Source organism: Coprococcus sp. RTP21281st1_F1_RTP21281_210402 (assembly GCF_040915325.1).
GTDB classification, from domain to species: Bacteria; Bacillota; Clostridia; order Lachnospirales; family Lachnospiraceae; genus Coprococcus; species Coprococcus aceti.
In genome coordinates, this window is the sequence record NZ_JBCPDQ010000003.1 from 335,397 (window position 1) to 351,694 (window position 16,298).

A 16,298-nucleotide genomic window follows, 5' to 3' on the forward strand; every position below is an offset into this window, starting at 1 on the left:
CTATATCCCACGAGAAGAACAGTTTGCCAAATATATCCTTTATGACCTTTGCAAACACAGGATCTGCCGAAGACAGCAGATTGAGCACGATCACCAGTATCGGAAGTGCTATCACACATCCAAGAAGTATGTACATCAGCTTGGAATTTCTCTTTTTGCCGGTTATCTCACGCTCCGCCTTTCTGTCGGCAAATGGCATGTTTACATACCCTATCGATCCAAAGAACATCTCGAAAAATGAGAATATTCCCTTGAATATCCCATGCTTTTCAGTGTCATTGAAGTATGTCATAACCGCATACATCTCTGTAACGATTATTCCCACATTACATCCAAATATGATATATCCCTCGTCTGTGAGACTCAGGGCAACCGACATCATGAACACAAGAATATAATATGGGATCAGTATACTCTGTTTCGACAACGCAGCTCCAGTGGTCATGGCCTCACGGTCTGCACCGATGTTATTCTCATATCGTACCATGCATGTACTGATAAACACTATTGATACTATCGAAAGCACAGCCGACAATATACTCGACCAGTTGCTGTACAGACATGCCGCACATATGATCGCATATACCAGTACCGGAATACCAAACATCCTGAATCTGTTCGGAGACACCGCAGGATTTCTCCTCTGCGGCGGTCTGGCATTCATGTTCATATAACCCTGAGGTGGCGGCGGGGGCATCCCCGGGCCTCCATTCATGTTCATATACCCTTGCGGTGGCGGCGGGGGCATTCCCGGGCCTCCATTCATGTTCATATACCCTTGCGGTGGCGGCGGGGGCATCCCCGGGCCTCCATTCATGTTCATATACCCTTGCGGTGGCGGCGGGGGCATCCCCGGGCCTCCATTCATTCCATTGTTAATATTCTGTTCGTTCATCCCAAACCCTCCATTTTTTCACCTTGAACCACTTTGAGCTACTCTACAAGTGCCATCTCATCAAGCCCCACGATCCTGTCCATACACACCGGTGCTGTCAGCCTGTAGGCAAAACTTGCAGACTCGAACAGGCAGTATAATTTGCCATTATACGAATATATCTGCTCCAGCTTCTGCGGGAGCTTAACCACCTGTCTCGGTGTCTCTGTTCCGTAATTCACACTGGACAGCTTGCCTGTATCTGTATCGTATACCTCTATCCTGGATTCATCTATACCATAGGATATAGAGAATATTATCTCATTTTTGTACACCTGAAGCCCCTGCACCCTTCCTGGTATATAGAAAGCCTCGTCCTCCTCCGAGGATATTGCAGTTCCTCCATTTACTATCTCATAGCTGGCAGCCATGCTGTAGCTGTTCTTATCCTTTCGCCAGTAGCCCGCATATATATGTCCGTCATATATCGTGATAAATGACGTTGCAGGGAACATGACGCTACATGTGTTCCTGTATTTTATCGGCTTTCCCTGAGCCACATCGTATTTCTCTATGGAGTCCAGCGTAAGACATGATATGGATGCCTTCCTGCTCCTGTCCTCATCCTCATCAATCATATACGAGGAAACCCACAGCACATTATTCTTCGTATCATACGCAAGTCCTCCGGCATGTGTCGTGTCCTTGAGAACCAGTGTTTTAATATATTGCCCGGTCTGTGTATCAAGAACAAATATCACAGATTTGTGTTTCTTCGTCTTGCAGTAAGCACTGACAAATGTATACTCCTTCGTAACTGCCAGCCCCTGTGGCGTCATGGACGTGCAGTTCTCTATCTTCCTCGACTCACTGCCTATCGTATCAGCATACGCAAGTCCCGGAATGATCATCATGCCATAATCGGTATCCCTGTTCTGGGCATACATACCCATATGATAGAATTCCGGTTCAGTCGACATCTCCCATATCTGCAAAAAATTCGACTTGTTGTCAACCGCATAGGTGCTAGTTCCGGAATCATTTCCCGATATCTCGAAGTTTCTGCAGTACACTCCGCCATACAGCCATATCACGCAGATTCCCCCGACATAACACCATGCAAATATCTTCACAAGTATCCTTCTCGACTGGACTGTCGACAAAAGTGCCGCCATGACCATCTGACTGATAATCGTTATGAGCATCATGGCATTTGTCAGCATATCTCCATGACTTACTATCTGAAGTGGTACGCCTATCATCATAATCCAGTAGGCCTTCTGTTTCACCTTAATTCTTATTACACCATTCCAGCCTTCCCGCTTCATTCCCCACACCTGCAGGGATTGCCATACAACTACCAGGCCATATACGATGCACGCCACAAGCAGGAGCTGCCTGAGCACAGCAACAGCCGTTATCTCAAGGGCCTCACCATTTCTGTAAAATGCCATATAGTACACACCCTGTGCGAGCTGCCATATCCTCCACGCCATCATGGCGAACATCGCAAGCGCTGCAACAAATGCAAATGTGTTGGTAACAGTTCTTCGTCTGACACCCTCACGGTGTTCTTTCATCTGTTTGCGCAGACGTTTCTTTGCCCTTCCCAGCTCCTTTATGTGCTTTTTACACTTTCTGATCCTTCTGCGTTTATAGAACAGCACCTTGTACGGTGCGCGTCTGTTCTTCAGCTCTTCATATTCTTCCCTAAGTCTGTCATACCGTTCCGACTCCTCATGAAGATCCGTTCTGGTCGCCCTGAGTGCAGAACGACACATAACGTATCCCTCAAGATCTATCTGTGCCTGTTCTTTCAGCTTTTCAGCCTGAAGTTGAAGCTTCTCTTCTCTGTTCAATTTCTTAGCCCTGTCTGTCATGAAAATCCGCTCCTGTCCATCAGCCTCTTTACTCAAAGTACCGTTTTATTTTGTCCTCCACCAAATTCGAACCGATCACAATTATGATCTCCTGCCCGTTCTCTATAGGTCTCACCTCGGTCTTTTTTACCGTGGCGTTGAGCTCTATCCATCCGGTGTCATTTACAGGGAGAAAACCCTTGATTCTAAAGACATCTCCGCATTCCTTATCCGCAAATATATCCCTGACTATCGTCTCAAGCCGCTCCTGAGGCATAACCTTATTCATGATATATACCGAGTTAAACACATCACTTTGTTTGAACCATAATTTTACATAGTCGTTTAATTTGTATCCGGTTGACATAAAACCTTCAAAGTCATCATCCGTGAAATCATCCCAGTTCTTCTCCAGAACATCATCGCCGAACTGACGCTTACACTGGAATTCGGTGAGCACTTCATTGATATATTCTATTGTGCTCCTCTTCTCATCCTCCGATGCATCCTGAACCTTGCTCATCACCAGAGTTCCACAGTTCGCAACCTCAGACGCAAGCACATATCTGGACTGTCTGCTCATGTCCCGGTCAAGTCCGGCATCGACTATGGAAATGATGCTTCCCACCTCATACCATCTGTCAAGTGGCTCCTCGTGGAGGACGTCAAAGAATTCATCCACATCAAATATTCCGGACGGCTCAACAATGACTCTGTCATAGCCGCTCATCCCCATAGCTATGAGCTTTGTCTTGAACCTTCTCTTGTGACAGTCCTCGCCGCAGCCACCTGCCACCATCTCAGCATGACAGTTCTCGCCCATCACATCCTGAAGAAGCATCATGTCCACGTTGACTGCACCATAATCATTTTCAAGGATTCCGACATTATATCCTTTGCCAACAAGGTAGCTCACATACTTCTTAATAAATGTCGTCTTGCCTGAGCCCAGAAAGCCCGTTATCAAATCTATCTTTACCATATGTCCACTCTCCTTATTATCTACGCGCGTTACCAGCTTGATCTCACATGAAATCCGCTGTCATTCTCCAGAGGTATCTCCCTGACATCCATATCCTCTATAAATATATATCTGTCATTTCTGAGAACTGCTATCACCTTGTCTATAGCCTCAGGCAGCCCCTGAGCCTCCATCTCAACAGAATCATCATATCTGTTGCACACCCAGCCGGTGACTCCGTACATGGATGCAGCATAGCTCGCCCTGTATCTGAAGCCAACTCCCTGCACTCTTCCTCTGAATGTATAATGTCGTCTTATCTTGTCCATATCTATATGTCCCATCTCTGTTATGATCTTCTCATATCTTACATTTTATATCCTGCTGCCCGCATCTTACACATCATGTTCAGCATCGTACTTTTCTGCGTCATACACGATATTTCCGCCACAGATTGTATAGTGAACCTTTCCCGGGAGAGTCCATCCGGCAAATGGACTGTTGGATGCCTTTGACGCAAAGCTGTTCACTGTCCACTGTTCATTCTCGCCAAATATGACTATATCCGCAGGAGCTCCCTCTGCTATCTTGCCCGGTTCCATGCGGTAAAATTCTGCAGGATTCCTGCTCATTAGTTCCATGAGCTTCATGAGTGAGATATATCCAGGCTGTACAAGGGAATATATTCCAAGGGCAAGAGATGTCTCAAGCCCTGTTATTCCACTTGGCGCCTTGTCAAGCGGTCTCGCCTTCTCCTCACTGCTGTGCGGGGCGTGATCCGTCACTATCATATCTATTGTGCCATCCTGTATTCCCTCTATGATCTGTCTTCTGTCTTTCTCGGTTCTGAGTGGAGGATTCATACGCGCCATGGTTCCGTACTTCAGCACAGCATCCTCTATAAGGGTGAAATGATGTGGAGTTGCCTCCGCATGTACGTCCGCTCCAAGCTTCTTTGCAGTTCTCACTATATCCACGGAATTGCCTGAGCTTATATGCTGTATGCACACTGATGCACCTGTGTGAAGTGCAAGGACGCAGTCCCTTGCAACCATAATATCCTCCGCTGTGCGGGATGCACCGCCGTATCCAAGCTTTTCTGATACTTTTCCTTGATTCACTCCCGGCTGTACAATGAACAGCGGATCCTCTTCATGAAGACTCACCGGAAGATCAAGATCCCTTGCCTTCTCCATAGCCTCAAGAAGAAGCTTCTCATCCATGATTGGGATTCCGTCATCGGTAAATCCTGCTGCACCTGCAGCCGCAAGACTGTCCATGTCCACGAGTTCCTTGCCAGCAAGGCCCTTTGTGACTGTGGCTGTCTGAACTACATGTATTCCGGTCTTTGCACCTTTATCCTGTATATACTTGAGAGTCTCAAGGTTATCCACCGCCGGCTTTGTATTCGCCATACATACCACCATCGTGAAGCCTCCTCTTGCAGCGGCGGCGGCACCTGTCTCGATGTCTTCCTTGTACGTAAATCCCGGATCGCGGAAGTGTACATGTGTGTCTACCAGTCCTGGTGCAACTACAAGTCCATCTGCATCGATGACCTCCGCACCCTCTGCCTCCAGATCGTATCCTGTCTTAACTATATGATTGCCGTCGATGAGCACATCCATGACCTCGTCTGTATGGGTGACCGGATCAATGACTCTTCCATTCTTTATCAATAACATTTGCCTGTTCTCCTGTATATAAATATTTTATTACTGTCTGTATGTGTTCTGCGGATCATACTGTGATGACTGACCGTAATGTGGCGGCTGACCGTAGCCGCTATACTGATTATTCTGCTGTGACTGCCGGCCATACTGGGTCTGCTGGCTGCAGCCATTCTGCTGATCGTACCGCTGTGGCTGACCATAGCCACTTGACGGCTGATTGTACTGTCCTGGCTGTTGAGTATAGCTGCCCGGCTGGTTGTACTGCCCCGGCCGCTGACCGTAACCATTCTGCTGACCATACCGAGGCTGCCGGCCATAGCCACTCTGCTGATTATTGTACTGATTCGTCTGGCCGTATGCATTTGGCTGGAAGGTGTTCTGCCACTTGCCATATACATTTGGCTGATTGTACTGCATGTTCTGTCCGTACATATTTGGCTGATTATATCCACACATAGGTATATATCTGAAGTTATACGGATTCACCCATATAGGATTTACCGCTATGATATGATCGTTCTTTGCCGCATGGGATATGAGCAGGAACATCAGAACCACCGACAGGATCAGAACCAGTATGCACAGGATCACGCTGGTGTCATCAATCGACAGCACAAAATCATACAGTCCGTGTATTCCCATGGCGCTAAAATACGCTATCAGCATATTGCCTGCGGCACCCTCGCCCTTGTTCGCATTCTCTCTCGCCTTTGAGTAGAAATATCCCATGATAACGCCGCATGAGCAGTGAAGTGGGATTGCTGTCACAGCCCTCAGAATTCCGAGTCCTATTCCACCCTGGAATACATACAGGATATTCTCCAGTGTTGCAAATCCGAGCGACGAGCACACGCCATATATAACGCCGTCATAGCTGTGGTCAAAGTTCTTATTTTTCCATGTAAGTATTAACATTCCAAGGAATTTGCCCAGTTCCTCGATCATCGCCACTATAAAGAAGCAGTTGACCAGCTCATAAACCGCCGTTCCGGATTCCAATCCAATATAGTATAACAATACGCCCCCAACCAGCTCCACGACTACTGCCGGTATCGTGCTGACAGCTCCCAGAACCGCAAGCCATACTAGTAGGCTCATTGGATCCCTGCTATTCTTATTTCTTCTGACTACAAATAACAGCAGTAACACCGAAGGTAATACTGCAAGTCTCAATGCAAATGCACTCATCCTTTACTCTCCCTGATATTTTCTTCCGTATAAATATATATACATATTAAAGATACCATTTTTAGCGTGAATCCACAATAAGCAGAGGCCTTTACCGACATTTTATTTCATTAATTAACTTTAATTTAGCCTAAATACAACTCAAGGCAGGTCATTCCATTTCAGAAGACCTGCCTTGAACCAATTTTCAAATGTATTCAGTTACGACTTACTGTGTGACATCAATATCTCCGCTACTAGTCTCGATATTGCACTTTCCATCTGCTCCCTCAACCGAGTCCGGTACATTTACATCACCGCTGGATGTCTTTGTATTGTATTCATACTTCATTTCTGAACCAATACCGATCGATACATCACCACTGGTTGTCACGACATTGATCTCAGAAGCATCACAGTCTCTAATCATTACGTCACCACTTGACGCACGACCGTTTATACGTTTTGCCTTTATACTGCCAGATGTGATATTGCCACTGGAGGTCTTCAGATCAATATTATCCATCACCACATCACCAAGACTGACGTCACCACTGTTTGCTGATATTCTTGTATCCTTTGACGATACACTGTCAAGCTTAATGTCACCACTGCTGGTCGCCACCGTCAGAGCATCTGCATTTGCACCATTTACGATCACATCGCCGCTGGCGGCCTCTATATCGATATTACCTATTGCCAGATAATATTCCATATCCACGTCACCACTGCTGGTCACAATCTTCAGATCATCGTACTCCGTACCAGCCAGATACACCGTCACGGATGGCCATGCTCCAGAATACACACCAATGGAAATGTTAAATGCTGCGTTCCTGCTGTCGTCTGCGGTTATCCTGAGCACGCCATCTGATATATCTACATGATGTGTCAGATTCTCGCAGTCGTAATACTCCACATAACTTGTATCTCCACTCGCCTTCTTCACGGCAACATCCACATCTGATGCGCTTTTTACATCAATTGCAGTGAATTTATCTTTTATATCAACAGTCTTCTTTACGTAGTTCACCGGCTCCGATGTCATGTGGGCCAGATTAACTGTCACATTCGGCCATCTGAATCCATTTACAGCAAGTGCTGAGATCACAGTGATAATGCCTGCCACGATCATGACCGATGCAACAATAACAGCTTTCTTTGTTCTACTCATGACTATTTCTCCTTTACAAACATTCTCTTTATTCCATTCACACTGGCCTTGCAGACCTTAAATATACCAACCGTAACGGGCTTAACCGATACAACAAACAATATCGCTATACCAACTCCTATGAGTGCTGCTCCGAGCATGAGAACTGCTGTGTAAGGGCTGTGGGCCACGAACAGAGGTATGGTACATATCAATCCGCCTATTCCCACAACCACAAAGCTGAGCACCACCGCATAGAATGATATGAGAAGTGCAAATGCAACTATCCAAAGTGTCAGCAGCAATACCGCCGCCGTCATGAGAAGCGGTATCCACACCGGAGAGCCCAGAACTATGAGTACAACCTCCCATGCCTTGAGCTCGTGCTTCGGCTTGATCTTCTCCTTCACAAGCTTTGTAAGCGGCATATCTTCAAGTATCTGCTCCACTGCTGCATCAGGTGATCCCATATCTGCCACAGCCTCCTCCTCGGAAAGGCCGTCCTCCACGCGGTCATCTATCATCTCGCTATAGTAATCCATAAACCTGTTCACATCATCAGCCGGCATCGCACTGATCCTGCTTCTTATCGACTCAAGATATTCCTGTTTGTTCATCTCTGACTTCCTCCCTCACAATAAATCTGTATATGGATTCCAGTTCCTTCCACTCTTCCTTGAACTCTTCTATCCTGGCTCTTCCGGCATCCGTAATATGATAATACTTTCTGAGTCTTCCGTTGTGCTCCACGGAATGTACCGTGAGCAGCGCTCCCGCCTCAAGTCTTCTGAGGATAGGATAGAGTGTGGACTCTGATATCGTCACATACGGCTTCATATCTTTGATGATCTGATATCCATAGGAATCCTCATCCTTGATGGCCGCAAGCACACATACATCGAGCATTCCTCTTTTTAATTGTATATCCATCGCTATACCTCCTAACGTGATATACTATACGTCGCATAGTATCATATGTCAAGTAGTATTTTCAGCACTCTACAAAAAGGAACAACAATGGGGTCAGGCACCTTTTACATAGATTTTACATTAATGTATATGAAACATAACAAACAGGGCGGGACATCTCACCAATGGGATGTCCCGCCCTGCTTACAAATTATATTCTGCTATATCTTAATCTGACACATGATATGTTTTCCATTATAGTATGTCGATGACATACTCCTTGCTGAACGAATGGCCAGCCTCAAGACTGTTTGAATACTCACGGTCCGCCAGATCTCCGTCATATCCCTCGCGGTCACACCTGCCAAACCAAGGCTCTATGCAGACAAATGGCGCATGTTTCTTTGCAGGAGACCATATGCCTATCTGCGGCACATCAAATCTCAACTGCAAAACCGGCGCATCAGATGAGTTCCTTAATGTAATCGTATTTATACCCTTACCATCCATGATCAGGGCATCCTCATCAAACATCTCATCACGCAGCTTTAAGACTCCATCTGTCAGTCTGTGCGTAACTGTTCTATCTCCAAGAACTCCATTTGCTGTCAAAAGACCACATTCAATCTCGTTCCTACCTGTGTGCATATCCAGAGAATAACCGCCGATGCCTCCCTCACACGCAAATGCAGGATGGGCACCGATAGAAAAATGAATCGTGTCAGTTCCCTCATTCACAACGGTCCACATAACATGTACAGATGAACCTTCAAGTCTGTATCCTATACAAAGACTGAAATCAAACGGATAGCTCTTCTGCCATGTATCATTCTTCTCAAGCACAAACAGCAGTGTATCACCAGTCTGGCCAGCCACTACAAACTCGCTGTCCCTTGCAAATCCGTGCTGAGGTATATTCTCATAAACCACCCCGTTATGTCTGTAACGCTGTCCTTCAAGCTTTCCCACAAATGGAAACAGCACAGGAGAAACTCTTCCCCAATACTCAGCATCACCGCACCACATGTATTCTCTGTCTGTCTCGATACTCTTCAGGCTCACAAGCTCAGCGCCGTGAGTATTCACCTTTATAGCGATCTTATCATTTTTTAATTCAACAATACCCATCATGTCCTCCTATACTCCAGCCAGTCTGGCTGATCATAATTTGCAAATAATATTATACACTTTTATAACATTATAACACAGGTACAAAAAAATACGGTCGCTTAATGAACTAATAAGCAACCGTATTTTATATAATTAAGCAATAGTCGCTGTCGGGGTTCCAAGTATCACATGAAGCCCCTTCTCCTTTGCCTTGCTGATGACATAATCGAAGAACGAAAAGTCATACTGCCCCTCCGTTTTTTCCATGATATGCCATGCAAACTCCGCTATACGGATGACATTGCATCCAAGCTCTACGATATTGTCCATATCCTCATCGATCATGGATATGTCCCACTGCTCTGGATAATAATCCGCAAATCGTTATCCAAGCGCGATCATTCTGTTAATGCAGCGGGAAGCTCCCTCCATCACCTCATCAGAAAGGACTATCTCTTCGCCACCTGTGCCCTTTAATACATTCAATATGTCAACCAGGGTAGTAAGTTTCATATTATGGCACATCAGCTTTGAAGAAATTGGATAGAACATTTTGTCAGGGCACTCATACTGAAGATGCTCCACAATACTGTGCTCTGTACCGATGATGAACTCTTTTTTCTCTGACTTTCTGGCATATGCCATGATTCCTGTAGTTGAACCTACATAATCAGCCTCTGCAACTACATCAGGTCTGCACTCAGGATGGACAAGAAGTTCCGCATGTGGATGTAACTCTTTTGCCTTCAAAGCATCATCTATGGTAACCGCAAGATGTCTAGGACATCCGCCGTTAAAAAATGCAAATTCCTTTTCCGGCATCTGCTTTTGAACATAGTTTCCAAGATTCGGATCTGGAATAAAAAGAATCTTGTCGTTATCAAGCTTGCTGCATATCTGAACTGCAGATGAGGATGTCACACATACATCACAGGCAGTTTTTAATTCAGATGTCGTATTTATATAGGCGACAACCGCATATCCCGGATACTTCTTCTTCATCTCATCCAGCATTTCAAGATTCATCTGCTCAGCCATCGGACATCCGGCTTCAGGGTTAGGCAGGTACACATTCTTATCAGGGGACAATATCTTACATGTCTCCGCCATAAAACGCACACCACACATTATTATATTTTTGCGGGAATCCTTGCTCGCCTCTACGCTAAGTCCATATGAATCTCCCATATAATCTGCAACTTCAAGAATCTCATGTCCCTGATAAGCATGTGCCAGTATGCAGAAATCTTTCTCTTTCTTCAGTCTGATTATCTCTTCCTGTATCTCTTTTATCGTCATTTTATTCTCTCCAAATCATTTTGTATTATTTCTCCCACTCCTGCCACGGAACAAGGAAGCCTGTCTCATCGAGCTTCTGCTCTATGTTGTCCAGGATCTCTTCACTTGGAGCCTCTATCAGATGGTAATGATATCCGTTCGTAGCATTTCCAAGCAGGGACGACTGGCTATTTTCCAATTTTTTCATAAATTTTGCCACGTCGTATCTGGAAGCAATATTCATCTTTGCAGTAACACGATTGTACACCGTATGACTTATACTTACATTCTTTACAACACCGCCATAATCAACTATGATCGTGAGTTCTTCCTCAGTCCTGTCATAACCGTGTTTTACTTTAAACTCTCTCTGACATTTTGATTCATTCTTGTATATATAACCCCTGTTAGTTGCAATTATGCCATCATCAGCCGCCCTGATCACTGCAATGTCCTGCACTATTATCTGTCTACTGACATCGAATTCTGACGCAAGCTTATTTGCCGGAACAGGGACATCTGAATTCTTCACAATGTCAAGTATCCTTTCCCTTCTCTCTTTTGCCTTCACTTTATTCCTCCGCATGAAGATTTTTCATCGATATATCCATTATAGGTGAACTGTGTGTAAGCGCACCGCTTGATATATAATCCACTCCCAATGATACCAGTCTCTCTATGTTCTCTTTTGTAACATTGCCTGAACATTCTGTCTCCGCACGTCCATCGATCAAATCGATCGCAGCCCTCATCTGATCCGTTGTCATATTGTCAAGCATAATGATATCGGCTCCCGCTTCAACAGCCTCTTTTACCTGATCCAGTGTCTCAACTTCAACCTCTATCTTGCGAACAAATGGTGCATACTCCTTTGCCATTCTCACTGCATTGGTTATACTTCCCGCAGCGCCTATATGATTATCCTTAAGCAATACTCCATCCGACAAATTGTATCTGTGATTGCTGCCTCCGCCGACTCTGACTGCATACTTCTCAAATATACGGCAATTAGGCGTGGTCTTTCTGGTATCCAGCAGAGTAGTCTTGCTTCCTTTAAGAAGTTCTGCAACCTCATGGGTATATGTAGCTATACCACTCATACGCTGCAGGTAATTAAGCGCAACCCTCTCTCCAGAGAGAAGAACCCTGATATCACCAGTCACAATTCCCATAAGCTGGCCAGCCTTCACCTCATCGCCATCTTTGCAGAAGAACTCAACCTCAGTGCTGTCATCTAAGAGTGTAAATACTCTTGCATATACATCAAGTCCTGCAATGATTCCATCCTGCTTGCATATCAGGTCTACTTTTCCTTTCTGTGCCTTTGGCATCACCGCATTTGTGGATACATCCTCACTTGTGATATCCTCCTGTAAAGCCATCATTATAAGCTTGTCCGCATTCAATTTCATTGTTATCTGATTCATTCTCAGCCTCTTCTTTCCGTTTCTGTCAAAACTATATTCTTATATTCTCTAAACAAACCATCTATATCTTCATATTCAGACAGATCTATATTCTCTTCTCCGCAGCCTCTGTGCTCTCTGCTGAACATGATATCATCTGCCGCTCTCTGTGCAAATACAAGCGACTCAAGTAACGAATTGCTTGCCAGTCTGTTTCTGCCATGCACTCCATTACATCCAGCTTCTCCTACCGCATACAATCCTTCCATGGATGTCCTTCCGGCAAGATCTGCCTTCACTCCGCCCATGTGGTAATGCTGAGCCGGCACAACCGGTATCGGTTCAACAAGCACATCATATCCCTCATCCTTACACTGCTTGTATATATGTGGAAAATGCTGCAAGATCACATCTCTTCCAAGCGGTCTCAGATCTTCCCACACATGCTCCGTTCCATCTATCTCCATCTGTTTCCATATTGCATGGCTGACTACATCACGAGGCTGCAGTTCATCTGTAAACCTTTCTCCCGCCTTGTTAAGAAGCCATGCGCCTTCGCCTCTCACAGATTCAGATATCAGAAACCTTCTTCCCTTATTCCGGCTAAACAGTGTTGTCGGGTGGATCTGCACATAATTCAGATTCTCTACCTCTACACCATGTTTTAAGGCAATTGCTATGGCATCACCTGTTATATGGGCAAAATTTGTTGAGTTCTTATATATGCCTCCGATTCCACCACACGCCAATACAACGTTGTTGGATCTAAGTATGCTTATGTTCTTCGCCTCATCAGCTATAACCACGCCACCACAGGCATTGTCATTGCAGATGATGTCGAGCATAGTCGTATACTCATATATCTCGATATTGGATTTCTTCTTTGCACATTCCAGCAAAGTGGATGTAATCTCTTTGCCGGTAATGTCCTCGTGGAACAATATTCTGGGCTGGCTGTGAGCTCCCTCCTTGGTGAAGGCAAGCTTTCCGCTCTCATCCCTCTCAAATCTAACTCCAAGCCTTATCAATTCTCTGATAACAAGATTAGATGATCTGATCATCAGATCGACTGTCTTTTTATTGTTCTCATAATGGCCGGCTCTCATGGTGTCTTCAAAATAATCTTCGTAGTCTTCCTCACCCCGCAGCATACATATGCCCCCCTGGGCCAAAAAAGAATCGGACTCATCAGCCCGCCTTTTTGTGATAATACAGACCTTTTTTGTCTCTGGAAAATTCAACGCACAGAACAAACCTGCAGCGCCAGTTCCCACAATAATAACATCATATACAGTGTTCATCATTTCTCCTCTTCAAGTAGGCATCATACTATTCTTTATAACCTGACTTGCATATAAACATAACATATGTAAACACATATGTAAAGATATATGTAATGTTATGTGTAAACTTTTGATGTAAACTTTTGAATTAGAGTTTTCTGTATACCGTCTCTACTTTAAGACTTTCTTTATCTGTTTCTCTGTGGCAATCGGGTAGATATCATCCATATGCTTCACTATCCTCTCCCACGATTTCTCAGGGCTCTCACCATATGCGGACGTCACGTGGTCATATCCCCACAGCTTCTCCGGCATGGAATACACAGCCACATTCCATCCGTATTCCGCGCCCTTCTTGTTCAACCGTTTTCTGAAGTCACATGCACACAGATAGGTCTGCATCTGGAGCTGTGTCATCGTACCCTCAAAGCCTTTCTCTCCGCCCTTGCCAAATCCGGCAAGCTTCTTTATATCGAATGAAAAAAGTTCTGTATTGTACATACTATCCAGCTTTTCTGCTGCAAATTCCGCATCGCTCTCCTCGTCTATCCGGTCATCCATGAACAGATCCATGATCTTCTTCTGCCTGAATGATGCAAGCTCATCATCCCATCTGGCATCGAAATCATATCCAGCTCTTCTATAATTTGCAAAATAGGGGAACCATTTCTTTGAGATAAATCCCGCCTTATTGTGGAAAAATTTGCCGTATGCGATATCGCCTCTTCTGGCTATGATCTCACGCCACACCCAAGGATCCCTCTGCGGGTCTTCACTCCACCAGTATTTCTCCGTGGTTCGCTCTTCCACCGAAAATCCAGGTATCTCATTGCGGAAAAGAGGCAGGAATCCCACTTCCTCTATATATCCGATAAGTTCGTCCACCGTGTGCAGGCACTCCGGATCATCCTCTGAAACGCCATACATAATCCATGTTCCGTCTTTTGATTCCATAAACTCTCCTAAATTATTCGCCCCTCAAGGTGATCCATCTCATGGAGCACTATCTGGGCTATATATCCGTTGAACTTCATACGCTTTTTTGCAAATGATGCATCCTGAAACTCTACTTCTATGTCTCTATACCTTGTCACCTTTCTCGTGCCGTCCAGAGACAGACATCCCTCCTCTGTCTCGTAAGCCCCCGACTTTGACAGGAGTACCGGATTCAGCATGACAACATTGGCAAATCCCATACTGACGATGATTATCCTCTTCTTATATCCGATCATGTTGCCCGCCATGCCGACGCACCTCGCCTGATTTGCCGCTAATGTGTCCTGCATATCTGCTATGATCCCCGCATCCATAGTCGTCATCGGAGATGACTTCTGGCTGAGAAACATCTGATCTCTTACTATCTGTTTTACCATGGTCTATTACCTTTCCTTATCTACTCACCATTCTTCACGTACAGGAATAATTTCGACTTGAGCAGCTTCTTCGGCGTCGCCGAGATCTCGCATATCTCCTCGTATATGCGGTTGCACACGATAAAATACGCAGCCAGGGCAGTCAGCACATTCTTCTGATTTGCGCTCTGGAAATTGTACTTTCCCGTCTTCTCATTCTTCTCGCTTCTGGCATGTTTTACCAGGTTATAGTCATTCCACCAATCCGCGATCCTGCCATCCACAAATGCGCTGAACGGCTTCAACTCGATATCTTCAAATGTGTCTATCGTCCTCACTGCGTCAAGCCTGATAGCCGGGAATTTCCTAAGCACAGGAGTAAGCCTGTCATGTATATTGTACTTCTTCCTGTAATCGTCCTCCTCTACCATCTTGCAATATATCTCAATCAGAGAGTCTATATTGCTGCAGATATTCAGGAACATATTTATGTATCTGCTTGAAAATGTCGAGAAGTTGCTCTTGTGGATATCCACATACTCAGAACTGATCCGGACATCCTTCTCAATAATCTGGTATTGCTTCCAGAAAATATTCAGGAACTCCTTCTCAGTTATGACAACTCTGGTCTTCTTCACCAGAACATTTACCCACAAATGTCCCTGACCTATCCTGTCAAGCCTGACATCCTGACTCGTCCATACATCCTCAAGGACCGCGCCTGAAACCGAATACACCATATCACAAACCTTTGTCTCGGTATAATTGGCAAATGTTCTTCCATCATCCCGCGTCTGCTCACCTTTTCCATACTTCCACGAAGCATAAAATACACCATCAATCTTAAGTGCTTTCATAACCTTCGCAAAGATCTTGATCATATCACCCTTGTCAACATGGAGCATCGAGGCACATGCCCACACAGCATCAAATTCATTTTCGTAATTCATGTCCTCAATGCGCTTATGTACAGCCTCTTTTCCCGTCAGCTCCTGAGTTTTCCTGCACATAGCCTCAGACGCATCCAGAGATACGACATCATATCCCTTGTCCAGAAAATATTTGCTGTCACGGCCACTGCCGCAGCCAAGATCAAGAATCCTGCTGCCCGGCTTGAGATGTTCCTCAAATCGCTTGTAAATGTCCGACATGTCAGCATTTCTGGTGATCTCTGAATATCTGTCAGCATATGTATTGTAATATTCTATCGTTGAAATTGATTTTTTCTTATCCATTAAAATCTGACCTCTTTCGGTTCATGTGTGGTGAGGGT

At 45.1% G+C, this 16,298-nt stretch carries 17 protein-coding genes and 1 pseudogene; all 18 read right to left on the bottom strand.

What is annotated here, in order from left to right; all coding sequences use genetic code 11:
* Window positions 1-697, bottom strand: a 697-nt coding sequence (locus AB5150_RS05820) for a DUF4153 domain-containing protein (RefSeq protein ID WP_368291467.1), incomplete at its 3' end; no start/stop codon positions are given.
* Window positions 698-933: 236 nt separating this feature from the next.
* The gene (locus AB5150_RS05825; RefSeq protein ID WP_173794579.1) at window positions 934-2,754 is read right to left on the bottom strand and encodes a hypothetical protein; all 1,821 of its coding nucleotides are present in this window, start codon (window positions 2,752-2,754) and stop codon (window positions 934-936) included.
* Between the two features lie 28 nt (window positions 2,755-2,782).
* Window positions 2,783-3,715: a GTP-binding protein gene (locus AB5150_RS05830; RefSeq protein WP_015534783.1), complete on the bottom strand. Its 933-nt coding sequence runs from the start codon at window positions 3,713-3,715 to the stop codon at window positions 2,783-2,785.
* A gap of 29 nt (window positions 3,716-3,744) precedes the next feature.
* Window positions 3,745-4,038, bottom strand: coding sequence for an acylphosphatase (locus AB5150_RS05835; RefSeq protein ID WP_015534784.1), 294 nt, complete (start codon window positions 4,036-4,038; stop codon window positions 3,745-3,747).
* 51 nt (window positions 4,039-4,089) lie between these two features.
* The gene (locus AB5150_RS05840) at window positions 4,090-5,379 is read right to left on the bottom strand and encodes a dihydroorotase (RefSeq protein WP_055224160.1); all 1,290 of its coding nucleotides are present in this window, start codon (window positions 5,377-5,379) and stop codon (window positions 4,090-4,092) included.
* Between the two features lie 30 nt (window positions 5,380-5,409).
* A complete protein-coding gene (locus tag AB5150_RS05845; protein WP_368291468.1) occupies window positions 5,410-6,555 on the bottom strand; it encodes a PrsW family glutamic-type intramembrane protease in 1,146 nt (381 codons plus the stop codon).
* A gap of 208 nt (window positions 6,556-6,763) precedes the next feature.
* Window positions 6,764-7,708 carry a DUF4097 family beta strand repeat-containing protein gene (locus AB5150_RS05850; RefSeq protein ID WP_270227268.1) on the bottom strand — a complete coding sequence of 315 codons (945 nt, stop codon included), beginning with the start codon at window positions 7,706-7,708 and terminating at the stop codon, window positions 6,764-6,766.
* Window positions 7,709-7,710: 2 nt separating this feature from the next.
* Window positions 7,711-8,304 carry a DUF1700 domain-containing protein gene (locus AB5150_RS05855; RefSeq protein ID WP_368291469.1) on the bottom strand — a complete coding sequence of 198 codons (594 nt, stop codon included), beginning with the start codon at window positions 8,302-8,304 and terminating at the stop codon, window positions 7,711-7,713.
* On the bottom strand, window positions 8,282-8,617 hold the full coding sequence (locus tag AB5150_RS05860) for a PadR family transcriptional regulator (RefSeq protein WP_368291470.1): 336 nt from the start codon (window positions 8,615-8,617) through the stop codon (window positions 8,282-8,284). The genes AB5150_RS05855 and AB5150_RS05860 overlap by 23 nt, the downstream gene beginning before the upstream one ends.
* A 234-nt stretch (window positions 8,618-8,851) precedes the next feature.
* On the bottom strand, window positions 8,852-9,724 hold the full coding sequence (locus tag AB5150_RS05865) for an aldose 1-epimerase family protein (protein WP_349818288.1): 873 nt from the start codon (window positions 9,722-9,724) through the stop codon (window positions 8,852-8,854).
* A gap of 135 nt (window positions 9,725-9,859) precedes the next feature.
* Window positions 9,860-10,069: pseudogene (locus AB5150_RS05870) on the bottom strand (beta-galactosidase); the annotation flags it as partial.
* A 21-nt stretch (window positions 10,070-10,090) separates the two neighbouring features.
* Window positions 10,091-11,005 carry a quinolinate synthase NadA gene (nadA, locus tag AB5150_RS05875; protein ID WP_368291471.1) on the bottom strand — a complete coding sequence of 305 codons (915 nt, stop codon included), beginning with the start codon at window positions 11,003-11,005 and terminating at the stop codon, window positions 10,091-10,093.
* A gap of 25 nt (window positions 11,006-11,030) precedes the next feature.
* The gene (locus AB5150_RS05880) at window positions 11,031-11,555 is read right to left on the bottom strand and encodes a transcription repressor NadR (RefSeq protein WP_022058290.1); all 525 of its coding nucleotides are present in this window, start codon (window positions 11,553-11,555) and stop codon (window positions 11,031-11,033) included.
* Between the two features lies 1 nt (window position 11,556).
* Window positions 11,557-12,411, bottom strand: a complete 855-nt coding sequence (nadC, locus tag AB5150_RS05885; protein ID WP_368291472.1) for a carboxylating nicotinate-nucleotide diphosphorylase — start codon at window positions 12,409-12,411, stop codon at window positions 11,557-11,559.
* 2 nt (window positions 12,412-12,413) lie between these two features.
* On the bottom strand, window positions 12,414-13,691 hold the full coding sequence (locus AB5150_RS05890) for an L-aspartate oxidase (RefSeq protein ID WP_349823023.1): 1,278 nt from the start codon (window positions 13,689-13,691) through the stop codon (window positions 12,414-12,416).
* 153 nt (window positions 13,692-13,844) lie between these two features.
* Complete coding sequence (locus AB5150_RS05895; RefSeq protein ID WP_368291474.1) at window positions 13,845-14,627, bottom strand: hypothetical protein; 783 nt, start codon at window positions 14,625-14,627, stop codon at window positions 13,845-13,847.
* 8 nt (window positions 14,628-14,635) lie between these two features.
* Window positions 14,636-15,046 carry a peptide deformylase gene (locus AB5150_RS05900; RefSeq protein WP_015534796.1) on the bottom strand — a complete coding sequence of 137 codons (411 nt, stop codon included), beginning with the start codon at window positions 15,044-15,046 and terminating at the stop codon, window positions 14,636-14,638.
* A gap of 20 nt (window positions 15,047-15,066) precedes the next feature.
* Window positions 15,067-16,260 carry a bifunctional 2-polyprenyl-6-hydroxyphenol methylase/3-demethylubiquinol 3-O-methyltransferase UbiG gene (locus AB5150_RS05905; protein ID WP_238050215.1) on the bottom strand — a complete coding sequence of 398 codons (1,194 nt, stop codon included), beginning with the start codon at window positions 16,258-16,260 and terminating at the stop codon, window positions 15,067-15,069.
* Window positions 16,261-16,298: the final 38 nt, after the last annotated feature.

Bases quoted from the DNA above. Each gene is read 5' to 3' on its own strand.
- AB5150_RS05890 (WP_349823023.1), bottom strand. From the start codon at position 13,691: ATGAACACTGTATATGATGTTATTATTGTGGGAACTGGCGCTGCAGGT.
- AB5150_RS05830 (WP_015534783.1), bottom strand. From the start codon at position 3,715: ATGGTAAAGATAGATTTGATAACGGGCTTTCTGGGCTCAGGCAAGACG.
- AB5150_RS05895 (WP_368291474.1), bottom strand. From the start codon at position 14,627: ATGGAATCAAAAGACGGAACATGGATTATGTATGGCGTTTCAGAGGAT.
- AB5150_RS05855 (WP_368291469.1), bottom strand. From the start codon at position 8,304: ATGAACAAACAGGAATATCTTGAGTCGATAAGAAGCAGGATCAGTGCG.
- AB5150_RS05825 (WP_173794579.1), bottom strand. From the start codon at position 2,754: ATGACAGACAGGGCTAAGAAATTGAACAGAGAAGAGAAGCTTCAACTT.
- nadC (WP_368291472.1), bottom strand. From the start codon at position 12,411: ATGAATCAGATAACAATGAAATTGAATGCGGACAAGCTTATAATGATG.
- AB5150_RS05840 (WP_055224160.1), bottom strand. From the start codon at position 5,379: ATGTTATTGATAAAGAATGGAAGAGTCATTGATCCGGTCACCCATACA.
- AB5150_RS05905 (WP_238050215.1), bottom strand. From the start codon at position 16,260: ATGGATAAGAAAAAATCAATTTCAACGATAGAATATTACAATACATAT.
- AB5150_RS05845 (WP_368291468.1), bottom strand. From the start codon at position 6,555: ATGAGTGCATTTGCATTGAGACTTGCAGTATTACCTTCGGTGTTACTG.
- AB5150_RS05865 (WP_349818288.1), bottom strand. From the start codon at position 9,724: ATGGGTATTGTTGAATTAAAAAATGATAAGATCGCTATAAAGGTGAAT.
- AB5150_RS05900 (WP_015534796.1), bottom strand. From the start codon at position 15,046: ATGGTAAAACAGATAGTAAGAGATCAGATGTTTCTCAGCCAGAAGTCA.
- AB5150_RS05850 (WP_270227268.1), bottom strand. From the start codon at position 7,708: ATGAGTAGAACAAAGAAAGCTGTTATTGTTGCATCGGTCATGATCGTG.
- nadA (WP_368291471.1), bottom strand. From the start codon at position 11,005: ATGACGATAAAAGAGATACAGGAAGAGATAATCAGACTGAAGAAAGAG.
- AB5150_RS05835 (WP_015534784.1), bottom strand. From the start codon at position 4,038: ATGGGACATATAGATATGGACAAGATAAGACGACATTATACATTCAGA.
- AB5150_RS05860 (WP_368291470.1), bottom strand. From the start codon at position 8,617: ATGGATATACAATTAAAAAGAGGAATGCTCGATGTATGTGTGCTTGCG.